Here is a 23,856-nt window from a genome sequence, read left to right as displayed (position 1 = left end):
CATGAGCCCACGAATTATCGCAGTTGACGACTCGGACATCGCGCAGGATTTCATCAATGCCACGCTTTCGGAGCTTGGGTTCGACGATGTCGTCAGCTTCATCGATCCCCGCGCGGCACTTGACGCGATCGAAAGCGATGAGGCCGCCGCAGACCTGATCCTGATGGACATAATGATGCCCGATATCGATGGTATCGAACTATGTGCCCGTATCCGCGCCCTAGACAGATGGAGCGATGTGCCGATCATTATGCTGACCAGCCGGACAGATATGGGCTCCCTTTCCGAAGCCTTCATGGCGGGGGCCAATGACTATGTCACCAAACCCTTCAACCAGATCGAGCTTCAGGCCCGGATGCGCAGTTGCCTGCGCCTGAAATCAGAGTTGGACCGCCGCCGGTCGGGCGAAAACCGGGGCGCGCGCCGCCGTGCCGTGCAGAGCTTTTCAGAGGCCACGGTGCCCAGCCTTATTGGCAGCAAGGGCGGCTTTCAGGGCAACCTTATGTCGTTGTCCCCCGCGATGCAAAAAGACCTTGGTCTGATCGTGTTTCGGATCGACGGTGACCGCGATCAATCAGACGCGGCGCGTGGCCAGCGGCAAGAGCTTCAGCGCCTTGTGGCCGGGCTTTTTGGCAAGGTCGATATCCCCGCACGGGACGGTTTCGCCCATTGGGAGGATGACCTGTTCGTCTACGGCTCGCTTCATGCCGACCACGCGCAGCTTGAAGCGCGGGCGCAGCAGTTTATCTCTGCCGTGGCAGAGGCGTCGGCCTCTGTGAAAGAAGGCTGGACATCCCGTCCTTTGAGCGTCAGTGCCTGTGTCGTACCGCCCTCCGACGCGGCTGTCGCCACGTCGCTTGCGCGGGGCATTCAGGGCGTCGAAAGTGCTGGAAAAACAAGCGCGACGGGCACGATCTGCCTTGCCGCAAACGATATAGGACATCTGCCAAGGAATGGTCAGCACTGAGCCCACCAATAAAGTCGAAGCGGAGCCTTCCTCGCGTTCGCAAACCCTGTTTTTGGGGCTGATCTCAACGGTCGTTTTGATCTATTTCGTGGGGCTCGCGTTTCTGACATGGTCCGACTACAACCGCGCCACCACCCGCGCGGAAGTGGAGCTTGAGCATTTCGCAGAGCTTTATGAGCAGGCGGTCGATGCCTCCCTTTCGGTTGCGAATGTGCGGATGTGGGGGCTCATCGACGAGCTGTCGACCGCGCGTCTGAGCGACCCGGATCAATTCGAAGCGCAATATGGCGCGTTGATGAATTCTGCCGTGCAAGAGACCAAACAGGTCGATGCGCTGGTGCTGATTGGTGCGGATGGGGTCGTGCTTTGGGCCACGATCAAACCTCTGATGGGGCAGTACCTTGGGGACCGGGCCTATTTTCAGGCAGCGATCGGGCTTGATGTTGATGAATACACGGTCGGGGTGCCTATCGTATCGCGCGCCACAGGGCGGCGGCTGACGCCGATTGCATGGCCCTTGATCGGCATCGACGGTCAACCGCGCGGGGTGCTGGCGTCGTCCTTGGGCGAGGACTACTACTCCCAGCTGCTCGCGTTGGACGGGCTGCAACAGGACATGTACGTCGAGGTGGTGACCTCCAACGGAGAGCGCGCCTTTGCCTCGGGGCGGCCCCAGCGTGATCCTGACACGCCGGTGTTCCGCGCGCGCAAGGAAATTCCGGCGCTCGACCTTTATATCGACGTGACGCGCAGCAAAGAGGCGGTCATGCAAAGCTACTGGCAGCGCACGGTGGTCTTTGCGGGCCTTGCGACGGTCCTGTTCCTGACGGTGATCAACGCGGCGATCCGCGCCAGACGGCAGTCGACCCAATTGGCGCAGGCCCTGCGCAATTCCGAACGCGACCGCGAGCGCATTCGCGTGGCGCAGAGCGAATTCGACGCGATTTTCGAGAATGTCGGGGACGGGCTGATCGTCTACAATGACAACAACAAGCTGCACCGCTCCAACCGCAAGGCGCGGCAACTGATGGGCGTCTCATCGGATATCGACGCCGTTCAAAAACTGCGCGGCATGATCCCTCCCTTCTCGCAAATGGACGAAGACGTGGCCGTTCACCGTGTTCAGATCCCCTCGGGAGAGAACGAGAGTGTGGCGGTGCAATGCCGGGTGATGAAACTGCATCTGCACGGGGATTACATCGCCTATAACGTGCTTCAGGATATCTCTGCCGAAGAGCGTCTGGTGGCGGCGCGCACGGCCTTTGTCACCTCGGTCAATCACGAATTGCGCACCCCGCTCACGTCCCTTGCCGGGTCGCTTGAAATTCTGCACGACCGCTTTGGCGATACCATGCCAAAGAACGCGGGCAAGCTGTTGTCGATGGCCACCCGCAACGCCGACCGGCTTTTGGTGCTGGTCAATGACATCCTGACCCTTCAGGCCATCGACCAACGCCAACTCAGCATTCAGGCAGAGCGGGTCGCGGTGTCGGAGGTGCTGTCGGAGGCGATTGCCGCCAACACCGGCTATGGGGTGAACCGCGATGTGCAGCTCGACATTCACGCAGGGCCAAACACCGCGCAAGAGGCCTATGTGCAGGTGGATACCGTGCGAATGCAGCAGATCTTTTCCAACCTGATCTCGAACGCGGTCAAATATACGCCGCGCGGCGGGACGGTAAAAATCGGCGCCGAGGTGGACGACCGATGGGTCACGTTCTATGTCTGCGATGCGGGGCCAGGCATCCCTAGATCCGCGCATGATCGTATGTTCAAAAGGTTCGCTGACCCTGTGCATTCTCGCGAGAACCAAGCGAATGGCACGGGGCTGGGGCTGGCCATCACGCGGGAGTTGGTGTTGCGACAAGATGGCGATGTAAGCTTTGAGACGCGTTCTGAAGAAGACGGAGATGAAAACCCCGGCACCACATTCTATGTGCGTTTCGCCCGTGATACTGGTGCCACGTCCGAGCAGGGGGCCCCGGCATGAGAGTGTTGTTCGTCGATGACGAGGATGACATCCGCGAGTTGATCGAGTTTGCGATCATGACCGAAGATGACATCGAACCGACATTCGCAGCCACCGGGCTAGACGCGATTGCCACGATGGAAACGCAGTCTTTCGACGTGATCATGCTGGATGTGATGATGCCGCCCCCCGATGGCATGGAGGTGCTGCGCTGTGCGCGGGCCAATGCGGATTTGGACGACACGAAGATCGTGATGTGCACCGCCAAAACCTCGCCGGAATCGGAAAAGAAGTTTCGCGCCCTTGGGGCCGACTACATTCTGCACAAACCGTTCAAACCGCTAAAGCTGGCGGATTTCATTCGGTCGATCGCCTAATACCTCATCGCGCAGCCCCTCGCGGCTTTGATTAACCGGAACTTATCATGCCCCAAACAGCACAGATGCCCTCAGAATCCACGCGGCGCATATGGTCCGGCCTCGTCTTCCTCTCGGCCTTTGCAGCGTTGACCGTTTCGGCAAGCGAGGTGACATCGGCAGCTTGGCCGCGGGGCGAAGACAAAAGCTTTGTAACGCTGTCATATGAATCCACGGTCGATGGCCCCGACTTCGGCGATTATGGCGCGTTTTACTACGAATACGGTGTCACCGAGAAGCTGACCTTCGGCCTCGACATCGGCAAAAGCCAAGACGCCGGTCAGGTCAGCGCCATCGCCTTCTTGCGCTACCCACTGGGGGCACCTGAGGGGGACAACGTTTTCGCCGCTGAACTTGGTCTTGGCTGGGCCGAGCGCGATGGCAGCGCGGTTGCGGCCCTGCGGCCCGGTCTGTCATGGGGCCACCCGGTGTCCGGCGCATGGGGCAGCGGCTGGCTGGGGGTGGAAAGCACCTATGCCCTCTACGAAGATGGCGAAGGTCTGGGCAAGATCGACAGTTCCTTTGGCATCAACCACGCGAATGGCAACCTGTCGATTTTCAAGCTGGAATTCGCGGCCCCCTCTGACGGAGATGAGACATTGGCCTTCGCGCCCTCGCATGTGGTCAAAGTGTCTGAGAACAGCTTTCTGGAGTTCGGCCTGTCGCATGAATTCACCGATAGCGTGACCAAGGTCAAAGTCGGGGTTTGGCACAGCTTTTAAGGCGCTCGGCGGGCCTTCTCAATCGCGCCAGTCGGGGCGGTTGCCGAGGTGGGCGATCAGAAAGTCGATGAAGAACCGCGTCTTGGGGGTCAGCACGTTTGAGCGCGGGTAGACCAGCCAAAGCACCGAGCGGTCATTCATCCGCCAGCCGGGAAGCAGCCGCAGCAGCTGGCCCGAGGCAAGTTCATCCGCCACGCTCCACAGCGAATTGACCGAGATGCCAGCCCCCGCGCGTGTCGCCTCTCGCTGGGCATCGCCATCGTCCATGATGACGCGGCAGGTCATCTTGCCGGGGTCTAGCGTGGCGGCCTTGCCCTCCGGCCCGATCAGCGCGCGCGGTTCAAGATCGCCCCACGCGATAAAGTGATGATCCCGCAGGTCGGCAGGGGTGTCCGGCATCCCATAGGTTTCCACATAGGACGGCGCGGCACAGAGAACGCGGGTGTCATCGGCCAGCTTGCGCCCCCGCAGGCTGCTGTCGGTTAAAGGCGCGCTGCGCAGGGCGAGGTCGAAACTGCCTTCGATCGCGTCAAACCGGGTGTCGGAGAGGCGCAGATCAAGGGTCAGTTCAGGGTAGGTTTCGTGAAACTTTGGCAGCAGCGGCATGATATGGCGTTGGGCAAAGCTGCTGGGGGCGGCGAAGCGCAAAATGCCCTTCGGCCCCGCCTTGGTCCCACCTAGAATGGCCCGCGCGGCATCGGCCTGCGCCAGTATCTCCCGCGCATAGGGCAGAAAGTCGGACCCATCCAGCGACAGCGACACCTTTCGCGTCGTGCGCCGCAAAAGCTCAACCCCAAGCTCCTGTTCAAGCTTGGCCAAACGCGCGCTGGCCACGGCAGGGGCCATCCCCAAGGCGCGCCCGGCGGCCGAGATGTTAAGCCGTTCGGCAGCCATGACGAAAAGGCGCAGGTTGTCGATGTCCATGGGGCTGTCCTTGCTGCGGGCTATCCGCAGGGCCAGCGTACAGGCGGCTGTCATTGTATTCAATATCAAGAAACTGAACTCAGCTCTCGCCGGATTATCTGGCGTATCCCGCTGGTCTATATCTGCCTCAACGCAACATCTAACGAAAGATAGACCGATGAAATCTATGACCCTCACCAGCTACGGCGCTGATGCTCCCTTTGTCGAAGCCGAACTGCCGCGCCCCTTGGCCACCCCCGGACATGTGGTGCTGCGCGTCAAAGCGACGAGCGTGAACACCATCGACACCATGATCAAGGGCGCGGGCAAAGACCTGCCCCTGTCGCCCGATCTGCCTGCCGTTTTGGGCATGGATTTCGCTGGGGTGATCGAAGAACTGGGCGAAGGTGTCACCGGTTTCGCCGTGGGTGACGAAGTCTATGGCTGCGCCGGCGGCTTGGCAGATCTGCAAGGGGCCTTGGCCGAATTCATGCGCGCCGACGCGCGGCTGATCGCCCATAAACCCAAATCGCTCTCGATGCGCGAGGCGGCTGCCCTGCCGCTGGTGGGCATCACCGCTTGGGAAGGGCTTCACCGGGCGGGCGTCGGGGCCGGGCAGAAGGTGCTCGTCCAAGGCGGCGCAGGCGGCGTGGGTCATCTGGCGATCCAACTGGCCCGGCATCTGGGGGCCGAGGTTTCTTCGACCGGTACCGGGGATGACCAGCTTGCGGTGATCGAAGGCTATGGCGCGCGGGCCATCGACTTTAAGACCCAGAAAATCGAAGAGTACGTGGCCGGGCAAACCGCGGGTCGCGGGTTCGATGCGGTGTTCGACACCGTCGGCGGGGACAATCTGACCAACTCTTTCGCTGCCGCCGCGCTGAACGGCCATGTGGTGACAACCGTGGCCCTGTCGGAAATCGACCTGACCCCGGCGCACTTCAGCGGCTTGTCCCTGCACGTGGTCTTCATGCTCTTGCCGATGCTGCACGACGTGAACCGCGCGGTACATGGGCAAATCCTTGGCAACCTCGCCACGCTGGTGGATGAGGGCGCAGTGAAACCCTTGCTGGACGAAAAGACCTTTGATCTGAGCCAAGTTGGCGAGGCCTATGCGCGGCTGCAAAGCGGGCAGGCCATCGGCAAGGTGGTGATTGAGGTCTGATCCGGCCCGAAATCCTCCCGCCCCGCCGCGTATCTTTTGCGGCGGGGTAGGGGTTGTTTGCTGCCCTAACTTTCCCTTTGATGAGGAAGGGTGGGCAGGCAAGCGCCAAGGAAATCGTCCTTGACCCAAGGGTGGCCCGCTTCTTTCTTCCTCATCTCGCGCTCGGCGGTAAATTCGGTCTTGCCTCTGCCTGTCAGAGTACAGTTAATTGGCCGGACAAGCTGAATACAGCAGCGGCGCGCGGCTCCTGTGCCGACGCCCGTTAAAAGCAACCAAGGGAGAGAGATATGAAATTCACCGCAATCCTCGCTGCAACCACGATTCTGGCAGGCGCTGCCGCCGCACAGGACGTTGATAAATCCGACTGGCCGAGCAGCTTTACCGTCGGCACAGCCAGCCAAGGCGGCACCTACTTTGCCTATGGCTCCGGCTGGGCGAACCTTGTGGCCAAAGAACTGGGCCTGACAGGCGGCGGCGAAGTCACCGGCGGCCCGATGCAGAACATGGCGCTGGTCCACACCGGCGAAGCGGCATTCGGCATGACCACAATGGGCCCGGCAGCGGAATCGCTGGCTGGCACCAACCCCATCGCACCCGGTCTGGAAATGACCCAAGCCTGCGCGATGTTCCCGATGTACCAGACACCTTTCTCGGTGACCGCGCTTGCGTCCTCGGGCATCGAAACCGTGGCTGACATTCCAGCGGGTGCCAAGATCGGCTTTGGTCCGGCGGGCTCCACCTCCGACACCTATTTCCCACGCATGATGGACACGCTGGGCGTCGAGTATGAGCGCCGCAACGGCGGCTGGACCGACCTGGGCGGCCAGTTGCAGGATGGTCTGCTGGACGTGATCGCCTTTGCTGCCGGCGTGCCGGTCCCCGCGGTCAGCCAGCTCGAAGTGCAGACAGATGTGAACATCATCGAGTTCACCGAGGAAGAGCAGGCCAAACTGCTCGAAGAATTCCCGGTGTCCCAGTTCGACATCGCATCCAGCACCTACACCACGCTTGAAGCGGATGCGCGGTCGGTCTCCATGTGGAACTTCGCCATCGCCAACTGCGATCTGCCGGAATCCTTCGTCAAAGCGGCTGTGGATGTGGTCATGTCCGACAATGAGCGAATGAAAGGCATTCACAAGGCGGCTGCGTCCTCCCTGCCAGAGAACTGGGAAAAGAACACCGTGCTGAAATGGCACCCCGGCGCGGCGGCATGGTTCAAAGAGAACGCGGATGCCGATATTTCCGACGATATGATCTACGGTAACTAAGCAAACGCCTAGACAAACTTGCATGCCGTCCCTAATCGGGGCGGCATCTTGCCATCATCCCGCCAGAGTGCCGGGACAGATCCCGCGCAGATATCGGGAAAGGAAGCCTCCATGACAGACCAGCATAGCGCCGACCCTCAGGGCCCGATTGTCGCCGAAGGGGTCGATGACGAACCGGTAGAAAGCAACCGCCGCATATTCACCGGGCGCACCTATCTGGTCGTTGCGGCGATGTCGGCGATCTATGCCTTCTTCCACATGGCGGCACTCAACGGCATGTCGATCGGTGAGCTGACCGGCATTCGCCTCCCGTTGTTGCCGACCTTCCCGATGGAGACGTGGAACTTCCGCATCGTGCACATCGCGGGCGCGCTGATCCTTGGCTTCACGCTCTACTCCGCCCGTGGCTTTGTCGATGAAGGCACGGGGCAGGGCCGTCATCCGTTGGATTTCGTGGCATGGGCCGCGATGATCCCGGCGCTTTATTCGATTTGGACTGCCTGGGGCATCGCCAGCCAGATCAACTCCGGGGTGCAGTGGAACGGCATGAGCCCCGAGTTCAAGAACCTTGAGATTTACCACTACGGCCTGCCGCTGGTGGCCGCGACCGCTATCGGCATCGTCGTCGGTTGGCTGCGGGGCCGTGAGCGGGGGCAGGTTTCGCCCGCAGACCTGTTGCTGTCGGTCTGTGGCATCGGCGTGGCGATCTATCTGATCACCATGTACAGCACCTTGATGCGCAACTCGACGGGCACGCCTTTCGCGCCCATCGGCATCTCCATCGCCGCCGTCGCAGGCACCGCGTTGATCATGGAGCTGACGCGCCGCGTGGCGGGGCTGGCACTGATCGTGATCTCAGGCATCTTCCTGATCTACGTTTTTGTGGGGGACATGCTGCCGGGCTTCCTGAATGCGCCCAACATCCAGTGGACGCGGTTCTTTAGCCAAGTCTACACCGATGCGGGCATCCTTGGGCCGACCACGGCGGTATCCTCGACCTATATCATCTTGTTCATCATCTTCGCTGCCTTCCTTCAGGCATCGAAAGTGGGCGACTATTTCGTCAACTTCGCCTTTGCCGCCGCTGGCCGTTCGCGCGGTGGTCCGGCCAAGGTCGCGATCTTCGCCTCGGGCCTGATGGGCATGATCAACGGCACCTCGGCGGGCAATGTGGTGGCGACCGGGTCGCTGACCATTCCGCTGATGAAGAAAGTCGGCTACCCGGCCCGCACCGCAGGCGCGGTTGAGGCTGCGGCCTCGACCGGTGGGCAGATCATGCCGCCGATCATGGGGGCGGGCGCCTTCATCATGGCCGAGATCACGGGCATTCCTTACACTGACATCGCCGTGGCGGCGATTATCCCGGCGGTGCTTTACTTCGTGTCGATCTACTTCATGGTGGATTTCGAAGCGGCCAAGCTGGGGATGCGCGGCATGCGCTCTGAAGAGCTGCCCAAGCTCAAGGACATGCTGCGCCGGGTGTTCCTGTTCATCCCGATCATCATTCTGATCTATGCGCTGTTCATGGGTTATTCGATCATCCGCGCGGGGACGCTGGCGACGGCGGCGGCGGCGGTTGTGTCGTGGTTCACGCCCTTCCGTATGGGGCCGCGCAGCATCGTCAAAGCCTTTGACCTTGCCGGGATCATGTCGATCCAGATCATCGCGGTCTGTGCCTGTGCCGGTATCATTGTGGGCGTCATCAGCCTGACCGGTGTCGGCGCGCGTTTCTCTTCGGTGCTCTTGGGGCTGGCAGAGGCGAGCCAGTTCCTCGCTCTGTTCTTTGCCATGTGTATCGCCATCCTGCTGGGGATGGGCATGCCGACCACGGCGGCCTATGCGGTGGCGGCCTCGGTCGTGGCACCGGGGCTGGTGCAACTGGGCATTCCGCTGCTGACGGCACACTTCTTTGTCTTCTACTTCGCCGTCGTCTCGGCCATCACGCCCCCCGTGGCGCTGGCCAGTTACGCGGCGGCGGGGATATCGGGGGCCAACCCGATGGAGACCTCGGTGGCGTCCTTCAAGATCGGCATCTCGGCCTTCATCGTGCCCTTCATGTTCTTCTACAACGGCGCGATCTTGATGGACGGCACATGGTTCGAGGTGATCCGTGCAGGCGTCACGGCGGTATTCGGGGTCTATCTGCTGTCCTCGGGGATGCAGGGCTGGTTTGCGGGCAGCTTGGCCGCGTGGTTCATCCGGTTGGGTCTGGTCCTTGCGGCGTTGTGCATGATCGCAGGCGGTTTGGTGACCGACCTGATCGGCATCGCGATCGCGGCGTTGATCTTTGTCATCCAGCTGAAGTTCCGCCCCGCTGCAGACGCCCAAATCGCCGTGCGCGGCAGCGATTGATCCAAGCCCCGGCCCTTCGGGGCCGGGGTGCCTTTAATTGAGGCAGCGGCCCCTGTTGCATCCGCTCCAAGCGCCGCCTAGGGTCCGAGCGATCCTTCCGGGCGGTTAATATGTTCACTATTTTTCTGGCGATCGCGCCGGTCTTTGCGCTGATCCTGATGGGCTACGGCCTGCGACGGGGCGGCATTCCGTCGACCAAGTTCTGGAACCTGAATGACCGGTTGGTCTACTGGGTGCTGATGCCGGCGCTGTTCTTCGCCAAGATCTCGGCGGCAGACCTCAGCGGGGGCTTGGGCGATTATGCCCTTCTGCTCTATGCGGGGTTCTTTGCGGCGATTTTCTGCGGCTGGCTTTTTGGCCGACGGTATGCCGCGCCGCAGGGCAGTTCGCTGATGCAGGGCAGCGCGCGGTTTAACACCTTCATTGGCCTTGCGATTGCCGAAGCCGTCTTTGGCACGGCGGGGCTACAGATCGCGGTGCTGGGCTCTGCGCTGCTGGTGCCGGTGGTGAATGTGACGGTGGTGACGCTTATGACCCGCCAATTGGGCGGGGGTGGTAAGTCGATCCTTAAAGGGCTGATCAAGAACCCCCTGATCTTGGGTATCCTTGCGGGTGTGCTTTTCAACTTCGCCGGTCTGCACGAAGTGCCGGTCCTGCACGAAAGCGCGCGTATCTTGGGCGATGCGGCGCTGCCGATTATGCTGCTCTGTGTTGGGGCCAATCTGCGACTGCGGGGGCTTTCGGGGTCTGTCTCGGTCATCGGGCTCTCGATCATCGGCAAACATCTGGTGAACCCGCTGGCGGTGCTGCTGGCGGCGCTGGTGTTGACCCCTGCGCCACTGACCCTGCAAATCGCGCTGATCTTCGCGGCCCTGCCGACCGGGGTGGCCAGCTATACGCTCGCGCGTGAGATGCGAGGCGATGCGCCACTGATGGCCGCGATCATCACCACGCAGACATTGCTGAGCTTTTTCACCCTGCCGCTCACACTCTATTTGGGAAGCCTGATTTCCGCGCCCTAGGCCCGGACCATGTGTGAAACGCGAATGTGATCTGCGCCTGCCGCATGGCAAAGGTTTTACAGGTTGACATATTCGGTCCAACTGTCCAATTGCCCTTGACCACAGCCAAGGAGCCTGCATGACCGAACTTGAAAAGACCGTGCTCGACGCTGCGCTGCATGTCTTTTCCCGCTATGGGGTCAAGCGCACCAGCATGGGCGATCTGTGCGAAGAGGCCGGTGTCTCGCGCCAGACCCTCTACAACCGGTTTCGCAACAAAGATGACATTCTGCGTGGGTTGATTGCACGCTACACCGAATTGGCGCTGCAAGAGATCGCCGAAGAGATGCCCAATGCACCCGATCTGGGGGCACAGCTGGACCTGATCTTTGACCGGATGGCGGTGCGCGGCTATGACACCATGCAGGCGATGCCCAACGCGCAGGATTTCATCGCCGGGGCCAATGCGGTCAGCCAAGAGGCGCTGCAATGTTCCGCCGGGCGTTTCCGTGGCGTGATCGCCGAGGTGTTGCAGCCCCATGAGGCGGCGCTCACCCGCAATGGCCTGACCGTCGAGGCACTTGCCGATTTTATCCAGCGTTCCGCCAAAGCCGCCGGCATGCACGCGCTGGACCGTGACCATTTTCTCGCGCAGCTGCGCACGCTCAAACAACTTAGTCTGACCGCCGCCCTTGGGCCCGTGCCGGATGCTATTCATAAGGAAGACTAACCATGGCCATGTGGCTTGTTAAGACGATGCGCGGTTCGGGCGCAGGGCGGCTATTGGGATTTGCGCTGGCCCTGGCCGGCGGTGTGGCCGCGCCGATGGCCACGGCGGCCGAAATCCCGGTGGTCAAGCTGCAGACGGTCAAGGTCAGCAACGCCGAGATGGAGCGCGTGTTCTTCGGCAAGGTGGTTGCACGTGAAACCGTGGACCTTGCCTTTCAGGTCGGCGGCCAGATTGAGCAATTTCCGGTCGAAGAGGGGGCCACGGTCAGCAAGGACTCGATCGTCGCCCGGATGGATCTAGAGCCGTTTGAACTGGCGTTAGAGCAAGCGCAGGCCAATGATGCGCAGGCCCGTCGGACCATGGAACGCTATCAGAAATTGGCGGGGTCCTCGGTGGCCGAGGTCAATCTGCAAGACGCCGAAACCGCCGTGACGGTGAACGATATCGCCGTGCGCAACGCCGAGCGTGATCTTGAGAATGCCACCCTGCACGCGCCTTTCGATGCGATCGTGGCCTCGCGCTTGGTGCCCAACTACTCGACCGTCAGCGCGGGCACGCCGGTGGTGCGTCTGCATGACATGTCCGAACTTCGCGTCGAAATCGATGTGCCCGAGACCCTGTTCCTCCGCGCGGGGCGCGATCCGAATGTTCGGTTCATGGCCAAATTCCCGGCGAACGCCAATAGCTACCCGATGCAGATCCGCGAATACAATGCCGAGACGGCGGATGTCGGCCAGACCTACAGCATCACCCTTGGCGCGGACTTGCCCGAGGATTTCGTGCCGCTGCCCGGTGCCTCGGTTGAGGTGCGCGCCACGCTGAACATCGGCGGGTCGAGCATCATCGTCCCCGATTCCGCCATCGTAGTGGGCAATGACCGCGGTACCTATGTCATGGTCTTTGACCCCACCGGCGCACGCGAGGGCACGGTCGCCCGCACGGCGGTTGAGATCACCCCCACCGCGCGCGGCGATGTCAAAGTCGAAGCCGGGCTTTCCGATGGGCAAGAGATCGTGGTGAGCGGCGCAAGCCAGCTTGAAGACGGTGCCGCCGTGCGCCGCTTTGTTGGCTTCGGAGACTGAGCGCATGGATATCGCACGTCTGTCGATCAACCGCCCGATCTATACTTGGATCATCATGCTGATCTGTCTTCTGGGCGGCATCTGGGGCTTTGCAACCCTTGGCCGCCTCGAAGACCCGGCCTTTACCATCAAAACCGCCGTGGTCGTGACCCAATACCCCGGTGCTTCTGCCGAAGAGGTGGCGCTAGAGGTCACCGAACCGCTGGAATCGCAAATCCAGAAGATGTCCGAGATCAAGGACATTCAATCCATGAACCAGCCCGGTCTGTCGTGGATCACGGTCAACATGCAGGACACCTTTGACGGGTCCGAACTGCCGGAAATCTGGACCAAACTGCGCAACCGCGTGAACGAGGCCGCCATGCCCAGCGGGGCGACGCAGCCCTATGTGAACGACGGTTTCGGCGATGTTTACGGCCTTTATTACGCCGTCACCGCCGAGGGCTACTCCGATGCAGAGGTGAATGAGCTGTCCACCTATCTGCGGCGCGAATTGCTGCTGGTCGATGGCGTGTCGGATGTGGCGCTGTCGGGCGTGCCCAATGAGGTGATCTATGTCGAGCCGCAGCTTGCGCTGAGCACCACGCTTGGCATCCCCCCCACGGCCATCGTCGGCGCGGTATCCAGCGCCAATGAGATCGTCGATGGGGGCGCCATTCAAGACGCAGATGGGCGCACTTTGATCCAGCGGCCCGAAGGCTCTGACAGCGTGTCCGAGATTGCGGCGCTGTCGGTGGGGGTGGGCGGTCAGGTCATCAACCTTGCCGATGTGACCAATATCTACCGCACCCGCGAAGCCGACCCTGATCTGGTGATCCGCCACAATGGGCAGGAGGCCTTTACCGTCGGTGTTGCAGGGATCGCGACCGAGAACATCGTCGACATCGGCAAACGGGTCGACGACAAGCTGGAGCAGCTGCGCAAGACGCTGCCCTTGGGCATCTCAATTGAATCGATCTACCGCCAGCACAGGGTCGTCGAAGAGGCATCGAACGCCTTTTTGCTAAACCTTGCCATGTCCGTTGCCATCGTGGTGGCCGTGCTGGCCGTCTTTATGGGCTGGCGCGCAGCGATCGTGGTGGGCTCCACCTTGTTGCTGACGGTGGTGGGGACGCTCTTTTTCATGGCGCTCGGCGCGATTGAAATGGAGCGTATCTCGCTCGGGGCGTTGATCATCGCGATGGGGATGCTTGTCGACAACGCGATCGTTGTGGCCGAGGGGATGCAAATCTCAATGCAGCAGGGCAAAAGCGCTCGCGATGCGGCGACCGAGGCGGCAAGCAAGACGCAGATCCCGCTTCTGGGGGCCACGGTCATCGGGATCATGGCCTTTGCCGGGATCGGGCTAAGCCCCGATGCGACGGGTGAATTCCTTTTCTCACTCTTTGCCGTTATCGCGATCTCGCTGCTGCTCTCTTGGCTCTTGGCCATCACCGCGACGCCGCTTTTGGGGCATTACTTTTTCAAACGTGGGGCCGAAGGCGGGGCTGGCGGCTATGACGGCGCAATCTTCAAGGGCTATGCCGCCGTGCTGCGTGCCTCGCTCAAGCTGCGTTGGTTGGTGATCGTGGCGCTGATTGCCGGGACGGCGGTGTGCTATGCCCTTTTTGGACAGATCAAGCAGCAGTTCTTCCCCGACAGCAACACACCGCTGTACTTCGTGCATTACAAACTGCCGCAGGGGTCGTCGATCCATCAGACATCCAACGATCTGGCCGTGCTCGAAGATTGGCTGGTCGCGCGGGACAATGTTGAGGACGTGACCTCTTACGCGGGGCAGGGCGCGGCGCGTTTCATGCTGACCTATCAGGCCGAAGACCCCAACCCCAGCTATGGGCATCTAATCGTCCGGGTCACCGCGCTTGACGTGATCCAAGTTGAGATGGACGCGCTGGAGGCGTTTGCCGTTGATGCGGTCCCGCAGGGGGAGTTCCGGGCCAAGCGTCTGGCCTTTGGCCCCGGTGGCGGTGCCCCGATCGAGGTGCGTTTCTCGGGTCGCAATCCGAATGTGCTGCGCGAACTGGCGGATGAGGCCATGGCGCGGATGCAGGCGGCATCGGACAATATCATCACCCCGCGTCAGGATTGGCGCGAGCGTGAATTGGTGCTGCGTCCGATCTATGCCGAGGAACGTGCACAGGACGCGGGCATCTCTCGGACCGAGATCACGGAGACCCTGAAGTTCGCCACCGAAGGCACCAGCGGCGGCACCTTCCGCGAGCGGGATCGTCAGATCCCCATCGTGATCCGCGCCCCGCAGGATGCCGATCTGGCGCTGACGGACCATGTGATCTATGCGCAGAACACCAATGCGCTGGTCCCGATGGAGCAGGTGACCGATGGTTTCAGGTTCGAGCCGCAGGACACGCTGCTCTACCGCCGCGACCGGGCCGATGTGATCACCGTGGGGGCCGATATCCCGCGCGGTGTCACGGCGGCACAGGTGCAGGCCGAGGTACAGGAAACCATCGAAGCGATGGAAATCCCCGAAGGCTATGCCATGGAATGGGGCGGCGAGTTGGAAAGCGCGGGCGAAGCGCAGGCCGCTTTGGGCAAACAGTTGCCCTTCAGCATTATCATCATGGTGCTGATCTCGGTCCTGCTGTTCAACGCGCTGAAACAGCCGATCATCATTTGGCTCTTGGTGCCGATGGCGGTGAACGGGGTCAGCCTTGCGCTGCTCGGGACGGGGTTGCCGTTTACCTTCACCGCGCTTCTGGGGCTGTTGTCGCTCTCGGGGATGTTGATCAAGAATGGCATCGTGCTGGTGGAAGAAATCGACCTTACCCGTGCTGCCGATCCGACGATGGAGTTGAAGGACGCCATCGTGCTTGCATCGACCTCGCGTTTGCGTCCGGTATTCCTTGCCGCGGCGACGACCATTCTGGGGATGCTGCCGCTGTTGTCGGATGCCTTCTTTCAGTCCATGGCGGCAACGATCATGGGCGGGCTGGCCTTTGCATCGGTCTTGACCCTGATTGCGGCACCGGTGCTCTACTTCATCTTCTTCAAACGCAGCGCCGCGCGGGAAGCTGAGGCTGCGCGCGCGGCCTAGCGGGGTGTGTCGCAGCAATACGAAGGGCGCGCCCGGTCACGCCGGGCGCGCCCTTTGGCGTATCCGCGTGCGGTAAAAATTCCGCGCCGCCGTGCAATCCATCCTTGGTTTCGCAAAAATGCCAGCTACCTTACCATTTTCAAACGGCGCGTCGCCGTGTCTGGCCATTGTTTCAAGGAGTTCTCCGCCCATGGGTCCCCGTATTATTTCTACCGCCGCCGCCGCTGGTCTTGCCGCCGCTCTGGCTTCTGCCGCCTCTGCCGAGATCACCGTTTCGTCCAAGATCGACACCGAAGGCGGTCTCTTGGGCAATGTCATCGCACTGGCGCTCGAAGATGCGGGCCTGCCGGTTGAACGCCGTCTGCAACTGGGCGGCACACAGGTGGTGCGCGAAGCGATCCTGTCCGATCAGATCGACATTTACCCCGAATACACCGGCAACGCGGCCTTCTTCTTTAACGAAGCGGAAAGCGATGTCTGGAAAGATGCGGCCAAGGCCCATGCCCGCGCTAAGGAATTGGATGGCGGTGAGAATAACGTCACTTGGCTCGATTCCGCGCCGGCCAACAACACTTGGGCCATCGCCGTGACCGGCCCGCTGGCCGAGGAAAACAACCTCACCACCATGTCCGATTTCGGCGCATGGGTGGCCGAGGGCGGTGAGGTGAAGCTTGCCGCCTCGACCGAGTTCGTGTCCTCGCCGGCCGTGCTGCCCGCGATGCAAGAGACTTACGGTTTCTCGTTGACCCAAGACCAGACCGTGATCCTGTCGGGCGGTGACACGGCGGCGACCATTCAGGCGGCGGCGCGTGGCACATCGGGCGTGAATGCGGCGATGGTCTATGGCACCGATGGCGGTGTCGGTGCGACCGGCCTTGTGGTGATGGAAGACGACAAGGGCGTGCAGCCGGTCTATGAGCCCGCGCCCATCGTCCGCGCCGAAGTGCTGGAGGAATACCCCCAGATCGCCGAGGTGCTGAACCCGATCTTTGCCGGGCTCGACATGGCAACGCTGCAAAAGCTTAACGGTCGCATTCAGGTCGGCGGGGAGCCTGCTGAGGCAGTAGCCCGCGCTTATCTGACCGAGACCGGGGTGCTGGACTGATCTCCGCCACGCGGACATTGACCGGCCCCGGCGCAGGGATTTCTGCGCCGGGGCTTTTGTTCGCCGTGCTGGGCGCGGCGGCGCTGTTGACCCCGTTCATGACACTGGCGGCCAACCGCATCGTCGCGGGCGAGGGGGTGATGGCATGGCGCGTGGCCAGCTTCCCCGTGGTGCTGCCCGGCCTTGCCGCGATTGGCGCAGGGCTGGTCATGGGGCTGCCAGCGGGCCGCAATAACCTGCGTATCGGCGGCGCGGTTTTGGGGTTGGGCGGGCTCTTGTGGCTGCTGACCCAAGGCGCGTCTGGCCTGCTGGCCGGGGCGGGTGAATATGCGCGTGTGTCACCTTCGGTAGGGTTTTGGTGTCTGCTGGTTGTTTTCATGTTGCTCATGGCCGATGCGCTGGCCGCGATGGCACCGGGGCCGCTGATGCGCGGCGGCGTTCTGGCGGCGGTGCTCGCGGTGCTGGGCGCGATCCTGTTGTCGGGCGCGCTGTCTGATCTGTCGGTGATGCGGGAATACGCCAGCCGGGCGGATGCTTTCGGGCGGGAATTCTTGCGTCATCTCGGGCTGGCCTTCGGCTCGCTTGCTGCCGCAGCGGTGATTGGCTTCCCACTTGGGGTGCTGTGCCACCGCCTTGCCAGTCTGCGCGGTGCCACCTTGCCGGTGCTGAGCTTTCTGCAAACCATCCCTTCGCTTGCCATGTTTGGCTTGATGATCCCGATCCTCGGCTGGGTTGGGGCGAACTTGCCCGGCGCGCGGGCGCTTGGCATTGCGGGCATCGGCTTTGCGCCCGCCTTTCTCGCACTGGTGCTTTATTCGCTGCTGCCCGTGGTCGGCAACACGGTTGCGGGGCTCGCTTCTGCGCCGCCTGCGGCGCTTGAGGCCGCACGCGGCATGGGGATGACGCCGCTGCAGCGCCTGTTGCGGGTGGAGTTGCCGCTGGGCCTGCCGATCATCCTGACCGGGCTGCGCATCGTATTGGTGCAGAACATCGGGCTGGCGGTCATCGCCGGGCTGATCGGCGGCGGCGGGTTCGGCACGTTCGTCTTCCAAGGGCTGAACCAGACCGCGACCGATCTGATCCTGCTGGGTGCTTTGCCGACCGTGGTGCTGGCGCTTACGGCGGCCATCGTGATGGACATATTGGTCGAACTGACCCGCAAGACCCCAAAGGACAGCACATGATCGAGATCGACCGAATTACCAAGACCTATGGCGATATCCGGGCGGTGGATTCCGTGTCGATGACGGTCGAGACGGGCACGATCACGGTGATCGTTGGCACCTCTGGGTCGGGCAAAACGACGCTTTTGCGGATGATCAACCGGCTGGAGGAGCCGACCTCGGGCGAGGTGCGGATCAACGGGGAATCTACCCTATCGGTCAAGCCGCATATCCTGCGACGGCGGATAGGCTATGCCATCCAAGGGCACGGGCTGTTCCCGCATCACACCGTGGGGCGCAACATCGGCGCGGTGCCGCAACTGCTGAGCTGGCCGCGCGACAAGATCGCGGCGCGGGTGGATGAACTGCTCGCGCTATTCTCGATGGACCCTGCGCAATTCCGCGACCGCTATCCGGCGGAACTGTCGGGCGGGCAGCAACAGCGTGTCGGTGTGGCGCGGGCCTTGGCCTCGCGGCCCGATCTTTTGTTGATGGACGAACCCTTCGGCGCGCTGGACCCGATCATTCGCACCCGCGCGCAAGAGGACCTGCGGCACATCCAGCAGCGGCTTGGCTCGACCATTATGCTGGTGACCCACGACATGGAAGAAGCGATCCGGCTCGGCGATCGCGTGGCGGTGATGGACGGGGGGCATCTGGTGCAGCACGGCACCCCCGCCGAGATCATCGCCGATCCTGCGACGGATTTCGTCGCGGATATGGTCGGCGATGTGGAGCGACCCTTGCGGCTGCTCTCTCTGATCCCCGTATCTGAGTTGATCGAAGAAGGCACCGCCGAGGGCATACCGCTGTCTGCCGACGCCAGCCTGCGCGACGCGCTCTCGGCCTGTCTGTGGTCCGGGCATGGGGCGGTGCCGGTCACGAGAGATGGCGTGCCATTGGGCCGCGTGACGCTGGATGCGATCCGCGCGCGGGCCGGACAGCACGCATGAGGATCGGGTGGATCCTGCGGCCCTTTTTGGTGGCGGTATTGCTGGCTTTGGTCCTGCGGCCTGAGTGGTTCACGCCGCTGCTTGCGCCCTTGGCGCCGGAGAATGGCCCGGTGATCTACACGCGCGCCTCGCTCTTGTCGCTCTCGCTGAGCCATCTGGCGCTGGTCGCGATGGCCTCGGCTGCGGCGACGGTGGTGGCGGTGATGCTGGCGATCCTTGTGACCCGCCCGGCAGGCGCGGCGTTCCGCCCGCTGTCACGCACCATCACCAACATGGGGCAGACCTTTCCGCCCGTCGCGGTTCTGGCGCTGGCCGTGCCCGCCTTGGGCTTTGGCGCAGGGCCGACGCTGGTGGCACTGTTTCTCTATGGGCTTTTGCCGATTTTCGAGAACGCGGTGACGGGGCTGACCAATCTGCCGCCCGCAACGATGGAGGCCGCGCGCGGCATCGGGCTGAGCCGTTGGCAGCGGCTGTGGCGGGTGGAACTGCCGTTGGCCCTGCCGGTGACGCTGACGGGCATCCGGCTGTCGGTGGTCATCGCACTTGGCACGGCGACCATCGGCTCGACCGTGGCGGCGCGGACCTTGGGTGAGGTGATCATCGCGGGGCTGCTGACGAATAACACCGCTTTCGTTGTGCAAGGCGGGCTGGCGGTGGGGCTGTTTGCGGTGCTGATCTATGACGCGATGGTGCAGCTTGAAACGCGGCTGGCGCGGCGCATGGGCGGCTAAGGCTCAGCCCCCGTTCGCGGCGATGATCTGCTCGGCCAAATCCTCCAGATCGGTTGAGAGGTAGTGCGGCTGCGGGACGTTTTCGGCCTCAATCAGGTTGTTGTTGGGGCGGGTCAGAAAGGCCCCCTGACAGCCCGCCGCTTGCGCGCCGATGGTGTCCCAAAGATGGCAGGCCACCATGCAAAGGTCATCGGTTTGTAGGTCCAACGCATCGGCCACCATCTGGTAGGTCGCCGGATGGGGTTTGAATTTTTCCACCTCATCGACGCTAAAACTGCGGTCGAAGAAGTCAGCGATGCCAGCTTTCTCTAGCGGTGTGGGCGCGGGGGAGGGGGGCGAGTTGGTCAGCGTGACCAGCCGGAAACCTGCCTCGCGCAGCTTGCGCAGGGCGGGGGCGACATCCGGATGGGCGGGCATGGAGCCGATGAGGGATTTTAACTCGGCCACGTCCTCATCGCTGATTGTCACGCCCTTGTTCGCGCCGACCATCCGCAAGACACCCCCCGCCAGCGCACCGAAGGGGGCATATCGGTCCGAGAGGGTCATGGTCTGAGAGTAGAGGATCAGCTCGGCAAACCATTCGCGCAGGACTGTGGCGTTGCCGAACACCCGCGCGAAGAGCGGTTCCAGCGTCGTGATGTCGAGCAGGGTCTCGTTCACGTCGAAGACGATTGTAGAGACGGGTTTTTGATCGGGCATGGGGGTCCTTCCTGTCACGGCGGGCGATGCGCCCGGTCATTGTGAAGAAACCCCCAGCCCTGTCAAAAGGTTTCAGACCCCCAAACGGTCGCGCAGCCCGTACCACCATGAACCCATCACCGAATAGGGCACGCGCAACATGCGCCCGCCGGGGAAGGGGAACCACGGCACATTAGCGAAGACATCAAAGCGGGTCAGATCGCCGTCAATCGCTTCCGAAAGGATGCGCCCGAAGGTATGCGAGCCGGTCACGCCATGGCCGCTGTAACCATGCGCGAAATAGGTGTTGTCGCCGATCCGGCCCATCTGCGGGACACGGCTGAAGGACAGGGCAAAGTTGCCGCTCCAGGCATAGTCGATCTTCACGTCTTTGAGTTGGGGGAAGACCTTGTCCATGTTGCGCTTGAGCTTGGCCTTGATGTCGCGCGGATCGGCGCCGCCATAGACGGTGCCGCCACCGAAAAGCATGCGTTTGTCGCCTGACAAGCGGTAGTAGTCGAGGATATAGCGGATGTCTTCGACGCAGGCATCGGTGGGCAGCAGCGCGTGAGCCTGCGCCTCGCTGAGTGGTTCGGTGGCCATGACTTGGGTCGAGACGGGCATTACGCGCGGGGTCAGCGTGGGCACCACATGGCCAAGGTAGGCATTGCCGCAGAGCACCAGCGTCTTGCAGGTCATCGTGCCCTTGGCGGTTCTGACCACGGGGCGTGGGGCGTCGTGATCGACATCTGTCACGGGGGACATCTCATAGATCGTGCCGCCGTTTTTCTCAAACGCCGCCGCTTCGCCAAGGGCAAGGTTGAGCGGGTGCATATGGCCGCCCGAATGGTCGATCAGCCCGCCTTCATAGAGGTCGGAATTGATGTGGGTGCGCAACTGGTCCTTATCCAGCATCTCTTGATTGTCGATGCCGTATCCCTGCCAGAGCTTCTGCCGCTCTTCCAACTCGCGCATATGCGCAGGCGTGAGGCCGGTGAAGATGTTCTTTTCCTTGAGGTCGCATTGGATGTCATAGGTGCGGACCCGCTCGCGGATGATCTCGCCACCCTCTTGCACAAGGCCAGCCACGAAGGTTGCCGTGTCCTGACCATAGCGGCGTTTGATCGTTTGCAGGCTGGCGTTCAGCCCGTTGACGATCTGCCCGCCGTTGCGCCCAGAGGCCCCCCAGCCCACGCGCGCGCCTTCGATGATGGCGACCTTATAGCCCTTCTCGGCCAGATGCAGTCCCGTCGACAGCCCGCTATAGCCCGCGCCGACGATGCAAACGTCGATCTCGTGATCGCCCTTCAGTTCGGGGCGATCCGGCGACGGGTTGGCCGAGGCCGCGTAGTAGCTTGACGTATGGCTGCCGTCACCGGCGTAGGGGGGACGAGACATCAGACGATCTCCAGATAGGTATCATATTCGAAATGGGTCACTTGCCGCGCGAATTTGCGCAGCTCTTGGGTCTTGCATTCGACCATCATGGTCTGCAACCGCGATGAGAAAATGCCGGGCACATCCGGCCCTTTGCGGAAGGCGTCGATGGCGGTGGCCCAGTCGAGCGGCAGGTTGTCGAGCTTCATCGTATAGGCGTCGCCTGTGATCGGGGCGACGGGCTGCATGTCTTGCTCGATCCCTAAAAGCGCGCCGCCCAAGATGCTGGTCAGCACCAGATAGGGGTTGGCATCGGCTCCGGCGACGCGGTGTTCGATGCGCCGGGCCTTGGCATCTCCGCCGGGGATGCGGATCGCGGCGGTGCGGTTTTCATAGCCCCAAGCGACATTGGTCGGCGCATGGGCACCCGGCAGCAAGCGGCGATAGGAGTTTTCATGCGGTGCGAAGGTCAGCGTGTTTTGTTGCATGGTCGCCAACAGACCTGCGACGGCGTTGAGCATCAGGGGCGTGCCCTCATCCCCGCCATTGTCAAAGACGTTAACGCCGTTTTCATCGACCAGCGAGAAATGCACGTGAAAACCGCTGCCCGCCAGATCGCCATAGGGTTTGGCCATGAAGGTTGCGGCGAAGCCATGTTTGCGGGCGATGCCGCGCACCAGCCGTTTGAACAGCACCGCATCATCGGCGGCCCGCAGCGGATCGTCGACATGGCGCATGTTGATCTCGAACTGGCCCGCCCCGTTTTCCGAGATCGCCGCATCCGCCGGGATGCCCTGCAATTCGCAGGCGTCATAGACCTCGTTCAGGAACTCATCGAAATGCTGCAACTCGTCCAGCGACAGCGCGCCGTCGGAATCCAGCCGCTTGCCGGTGACCGGAGAGCAGGGCGCCTGTGGGTGATCCTCGGACGGGTCGACAAGGTAGAACTCCAACTCGGTCGCGACCACGGGGGTGAGGCCACGTGCTTTGAACTTGGCCGCCACTTCGGCCAGCGCCCGGCGCGGATCGCCGGGGAAGGGGGCGCCGTTTTCCTGACGCATCCAGAGCATCGCAAGCGCGGTCGGGCGCGAAGTCCATGTGATGGGCATCAAGGGGCGGCCCGTGAAATCGCACAGCCCGTCGGAATCCCCGGTCTCAAACACCAGTTCGCTGTTTTCGACGTCTTCGCCCCAGATATCCATGCCAACGATGGACAGGGGCATGCGCAGCCCGCCTTCGACAACCTTAGAGACTTGATCCGCTGGCACCCGCTTGCCGCGCATGGTGCCGTTAAGGTCGCAGACACAGGCAAAGATAGATTCGATTTCGGGATGTTGCGCCAGCCAGGCTTCGGCTTTGCTCTGAGACATGGGGTTCCTTTCGATATCGAACCTGAAAATGTGATACCATTTAGATAAACGTCATACCACTATTTGCTTGTCTGTCAATCGCCCCGGAGCGTATGGTCAGCGGCGAAAGACCAAAGGCGGCCCGATGATCGACACCGAAAACGACGCGCTCAACATCCCCGAAATCCCTGAGATTCCGGGCGGGACGACGCAGGAATATGTCTATGAGCGGCTGCGCAATGCGATCATGCTTGGCGCGATCACGCCCGGCACCTCGCTGACCATGCGCGGCATTGCAGAGCGTCTTGGCCTCAGCCCGACCCCGGTGCGCGAGGCAGTGCGGCGGCTGAGTTCGGAACATGCCATCCAGATCAAGGACAACCGCCGCCTGACCGTGCCGCTGATGACCTCTGACCGGTTCGAGGAACTGGTCGCCCTGCGCATCGCGGTCGAGACCCACGCCGCCCTGCGCGCCTTGCCCTATATCTCGGACATCGTGATCGACAGGCTGACCGAGATCGACGGCAGTATGGATCGGTTTGTGGCGGAACGGGACTCGGATCAACTGACGCTGCAGAACCAAGCCTTTCACCGGATGCTGTATTCGGTGAACCCGGCGCAGGCGTCCTTGCCGATGATCGAAAGCATCTGGCTGCAACTCGGTCCCTTTCAGCGGCAGGTCATCACTGAGGTGGCGGAATACTATCAGATCGACCGGCACAAAGAGGTGTTGGCGGCGCTAACCGCACGCGATGGCGCGGCGCTAAGCGCGGCGATTGCCAATGACATCGTCGACGGGGTGCTCGACACCGGCCGCAAGCTGCTGGCGGCAGAGGCGGGCGGGGAAGCGGGCCAGATCTAGGTCCAGAG

At 62.2% G+C, this 23,856-nt stretch carries 20 protein-coding genes; 16 read left to right on the top strand and 4 right to left on the bottom strand.

Features of this window, described 5'->3' with window-relative positions; all coding sequences use genetic code 11:
- Nucleotide 1 precedes the first annotated feature (1 nt).
- The 4 genes from J3456_RS06225 to J3456_RS06210 are packed head-to-tail and all read left to right on the top strand — an operon-like array spanning nt 2 to nt 4,074.
- Nucleotides 2-967 carry a response regulator gene (locus J3456_RS06225; protein ID WP_349579370.1) on the top strand — a complete coding sequence of 322 codons (966 nt, stop codon included), beginning with the start codon at nt 2-4 and terminating at the stop codon, nt 965-967.
- Nucleotides 954-2,957, top strand: a complete 2,004-nt coding sequence (locus J3456_RS06220; protein WP_349579369.1) for an ATP-binding protein — start codon at nt 954-956, stop codon at nt 2,955-2,957. The genes J3456_RS06225 and J3456_RS06220 overlap by 14 nt, the downstream gene beginning before the upstream one ends.
- Nucleotides 2,954-3,313, top strand: a complete 360-nt coding sequence (locus J3456_RS06215; RefSeq protein WP_067630899.1) for a response regulator — start codon at nt 2,954-2,956, stop codon at nt 3,311-3,313. Before J3456_RS06220 ends, J3456_RS06215 begins: the two co-directional genes overlap by 4 nt.
- A gap of 47 nt (nt 3,314-3,360) precedes the next feature.
- Nucleotides 3,361-4,074 (top strand): hypothetical protein, encoded by a 714-nt coding sequence (locus tag J3456_RS06210; RefSeq protein WP_349579368.1) that lies wholly within the window; start codon nt 3,361-3,363, stop codon nt 4,072-4,074.
- 18 nt (nt 4,075-4,092) lie between these two features.
- On the opposite strand, the gene J3456_RS06205 is transcribed toward J3456_RS06210, so the two are convergent.
- Nucleotides 4,093-4,998 carry a LysR family transcriptional regulator gene (locus J3456_RS06205; RefSeq protein WP_349579367.1) on the bottom strand — a complete coding sequence of 302 codons (906 nt, stop codon included), beginning with the start codon at nt 4,996-4,998 and terminating at the stop codon, nt 4,093-4,095.
- Nucleotides 4,999-5,155: 157 nt separating this feature from the next.
- Here J3456_RS06205 and J3456_RS06200 point away from each other — a divergent pair, with 157 nt between their 5' ends.
- From J3456_RS06200 to J3456_RS06150, 11 genes are all read left to right on the top strand, one after another.
- A complete protein-coding gene (locus tag J3456_RS06200) occupies nt 5,156-6,142 on the top strand; it encodes a zinc-dependent alcohol dehydrogenase family protein (RefSeq protein WP_349579366.1) in 987 nt (328 codons plus the stop codon).
- A gap of 287 nt (nt 6,143-6,429) precedes the next feature.
- On the top strand, nt 6,430-7,410 hold the full coding sequence (locus tag J3456_RS06195; protein WP_067935707.1) for a TAXI family TRAP transporter solute-binding subunit: 981 nt from the start codon (nt 6,430-6,432) through the stop codon (nt 7,408-7,410).
- A gap of 111 nt (nt 7,411-7,521) precedes the next feature.
- The gene (locus tag J3456_RS06190; RefSeq protein ID WP_349579365.1) at nt 7,522-9,762 is read left to right on the top strand and encodes a TRAP transporter permease; all 2,241 of its coding nucleotides are present in this window, start codon (nt 7,522-7,524) and stop codon (nt 9,760-9,762) included.
- 110 nt (nt 9,763-9,872) lie between these two features.
- Entirely contained in the window at nt 9,873-10,784 is a 912-nt protein-coding gene (locus J3456_RS06185; RefSeq protein ID WP_349579364.1) for an AEC family transporter, read from the top strand.
- 118 nt (nt 10,785-10,902) lie between these two features.
- Nucleotides 10,903-11,493 carry a TetR/AcrR family transcriptional regulator gene (locus tag J3456_RS06180; protein WP_120350395.1) on the top strand — a complete coding sequence of 197 codons (591 nt, stop codon included), beginning with the start codon at nt 10,903-10,905 and terminating at the stop codon, nt 11,491-11,493.
- A 2-nt stretch (nt 11,494-11,495) separates the two neighbouring features.
- Entirely contained in the window at nt 11,496-12,575 is a 1,080-nt protein-coding gene (locus tag J3456_RS06175; protein ID WP_349579363.1) for an efflux RND transporter periplasmic adaptor subunit, read from the top strand.
- A gap of 4 nt (nt 12,576-12,579) precedes the next feature.
- Nucleotides 12,580-15,630 (top strand): efflux RND transporter permease subunit, encoded by a 3,051-nt coding sequence (locus J3456_RS06170; RefSeq protein WP_349579362.1) that lies wholly within the window; start codon nt 12,580-12,582, stop codon nt 15,628-15,630.
- Between the two features lie 190 nt (nt 15,631-15,820).
- Nucleotides 15,821-16,735, top strand: coding sequence for a glycine betaine ABC transporter substrate-binding protein OsmF (gene osmF / locus J3456_RS06165; protein ID WP_349579361.1), 915 nt, complete (start codon nt 15,821-15,823; stop codon nt 16,733-16,735).
- A 17-nt stretch (nt 16,736-16,752) separates the two neighbouring features.
- Entirely contained in the window at nt 16,753-17,919 is a 1,167-nt protein-coding gene (locus J3456_RS06160; RefSeq protein WP_349579360.1) for an ABC transporter permease, read from the top strand.
- A complete protein-coding gene (locus tag J3456_RS06155) occupies nt 17,916-18,851 on the top strand; it encodes an ABC transporter ATP-binding protein (protein ID WP_349579359.1) in 936 nt (311 codons plus the stop codon). The genes J3456_RS06160 and J3456_RS06155 overlap by 4 nt, the downstream gene beginning before the upstream one ends.
- Nucleotides 18,848-19,582, top strand: coding sequence for an ABC transporter permease (locus tag J3456_RS06150; RefSeq protein WP_349579358.1), 735 nt, complete (start codon nt 18,848-18,850; stop codon nt 19,580-19,582). Before J3456_RS06155 ends, J3456_RS06150 begins: the two co-directional genes overlap by 4 nt.
- 3 nt (nt 19,583-19,585) lie before the next feature.
- Here J3456_RS06150 and J3456_RS06145 read toward each other — a convergent pair whose 3' ends face one another.
- The 3 genes from J3456_RS06145 to J3456_RS06135 all read right to left on the bottom strand — a co-directional run bounded on the left by J3456_RS06145 (nt 19,586) and on the right by J3456_RS06135 (nt 23,007).
- The gene (locus J3456_RS06145; protein WP_349579357.1) at nt 19,586-20,281 is read right to left on the bottom strand and encodes a haloacid dehalogenase type II; all 696 of its coding nucleotides are present in this window, start codon (nt 20,279-20,281) and stop codon (nt 19,586-19,588) included.
- Nucleotides 20,282-20,353: 72 nt separating this feature from the next.
- On the bottom strand, nt 20,354-21,658 hold the full coding sequence (locus J3456_RS06140; RefSeq protein WP_349579356.1) for an NAD(P)/FAD-dependent oxidoreductase: 1,305 nt from the start codon (nt 21,656-21,658) through the stop codon (nt 20,354-20,356).
- Nucleotides 21,658-23,007: a glutamine synthetase family protein gene (locus tag J3456_RS06135; protein WP_349579355.1), complete on the bottom strand. Its 1,350-nt coding sequence runs from the start codon at nt 23,005-23,007 to the stop codon at nt 21,658-21,660. The genes J3456_RS06140 and J3456_RS06135 overlap by 1 nt, the downstream gene beginning before the upstream one ends.
- Nucleotides 23,008-23,131: 124 nt before the next feature.
- Here J3456_RS06135 and J3456_RS06130 point away from each other — a divergent pair, with 124 nt between their 5' ends.
- Entirely contained in the window at nt 23,132-23,848 is a 717-nt protein-coding gene (locus tag J3456_RS06130; RefSeq protein ID WP_349579354.1) for a GntR family transcriptional regulator, read from the top strand.
- Nucleotides 23,849-23,856: the final 8 nt, after the last annotated feature.

The sequence above is a fragment of the Sulfitobacter sp. NFXS29 genome (assembly GCF_040148765.1).
Taxonomy (GTDB): Bacteria; Pseudomonadota; Alphaproteobacteria; order Rhodobacterales; family Rhodobacteraceae; genus Sulfitobacter.
Note: the sequence above shows the minus strand (reverse complement) of the source record. Positions and strands in the feature narration are given on the sequence as shown.

Excerpts from the sequence above, each read along its gene's own strand:
- J3456_RS06225 (WP_349579370.1), top strand. The coding sequence starts at position 2 with ATGAGCCCACGAATTATCGCAGTTGACGACTCGGACATCGCGCAGGAT.
- J3456_RS06220 (WP_349579369.1), top strand. The coding sequence starts at position 954 with ATGGTCAGCACTGAGCCCACCAATAAAGTCGAAGCGGAGCCTTCCTCG.
- J3456_RS06215 (WP_067630899.1), top strand. The coding sequence starts at position 2,954 with ATGAGAGTGTTGTTCGTCGATGACGAGGATGACATCCGCGAGTTGATC.
- J3456_RS06210 (WP_349579368.1), top strand. The coding sequence starts at position 3,361 with ATGCCCCAAACAGCACAGATGCCCTCAGAATCCACGCGGCGCATATGG.
- J3456_RS06205 (WP_349579367.1), bottom strand. The coding sequence starts at position 4,998 with ATGGACATCGACAACCTGCGCCTTTTCGTCATGGCTGCCGAACGGCTT.
- J3456_RS06200 (WP_349579366.1), top strand. The coding sequence starts at position 5,156 with ATGAAATCTATGACCCTCACCAGCTACGGCGCTGATGCTCCCTTTGTC.
- J3456_RS06195 (WP_067935707.1), top strand. The coding sequence starts at position 6,430 with ATGAAATTCACCGCAATCCTCGCTGCAACCACGATTCTGGCAGGCGCT.
- J3456_RS06190 (WP_349579365.1), top strand. The coding sequence starts at position 7,522 with ATGACAGACCAGCATAGCGCCGACCCTCAGGGCCCGATTGTCGCCGAA.
- J3456_RS06185 (WP_349579364.1), top strand. The coding sequence starts at position 9,873 with ATGTTCACTATTTTTCTGGCGATCGCGCCGGTCTTTGCGCTGATCCTG.
- J3456_RS06180 (WP_120350395.1), top strand. The coding sequence starts at position 10,903 with ATGACCGAACTTGAAAAGACCGTGCTCGACGCTGCGCTGCATGTCTTT.
- J3456_RS06175 (WP_349579363.1), top strand. The coding sequence starts at position 11,496 with ATGGCCATGTGGCTTGTTAAGACGATGCGCGGTTCGGGCGCAGGGCGG.
- J3456_RS06170 (WP_349579362.1), top strand. The coding sequence starts at position 12,580 with ATGGATATCGCACGTCTGTCGATCAACCGCCCGATCTATACTTGGATC.
- osmF (WP_349579361.1), top strand. The coding sequence starts at position 15,821 with ATGGGTCCCCGTATTATTTCTACCGCCGCCGCCGCTGGTCTTGCCGCC.
- J3456_RS06155 (WP_349579359.1), top strand. The coding sequence starts at position 17,916 with ATGATCGAGATCGACCGAATTACCAAGACCTATGGCGATATCCGGGCG.
- J3456_RS06150 (WP_349579358.1), top strand. The coding sequence starts at position 18,848 with ATGAGGATCGGGTGGATCCTGCGGCCCTTTTTGGTGGCGGTATTGCTG.
- J3456_RS06145 (WP_349579357.1), bottom strand. The coding sequence starts at position 20,281 with ATGCCCGATCAAAAACCCGTCTCTACAATCGTCTTCGACGTGAACGAG.
- J3456_RS06140 (WP_349579356.1), bottom strand. The coding sequence starts at position 21,658 with ATGTCTCGTCCCCCCTACGCCGGTGACGGCAGCCATACGTCAAGCTAC.
- J3456_RS06135 (WP_349579355.1), bottom strand. The coding sequence starts at position 23,007 with ATGTCTCAGAGCAAAGCCGAAGCCTGGCTGGCGCAACATCCCGAAATC.
- J3456_RS06130 (WP_349579354.1), top strand. The coding sequence starts at position 23,132 with ATGATCGACACCGAAAACGACGCGCTCAACATCCCCGAAATCCCTGAG.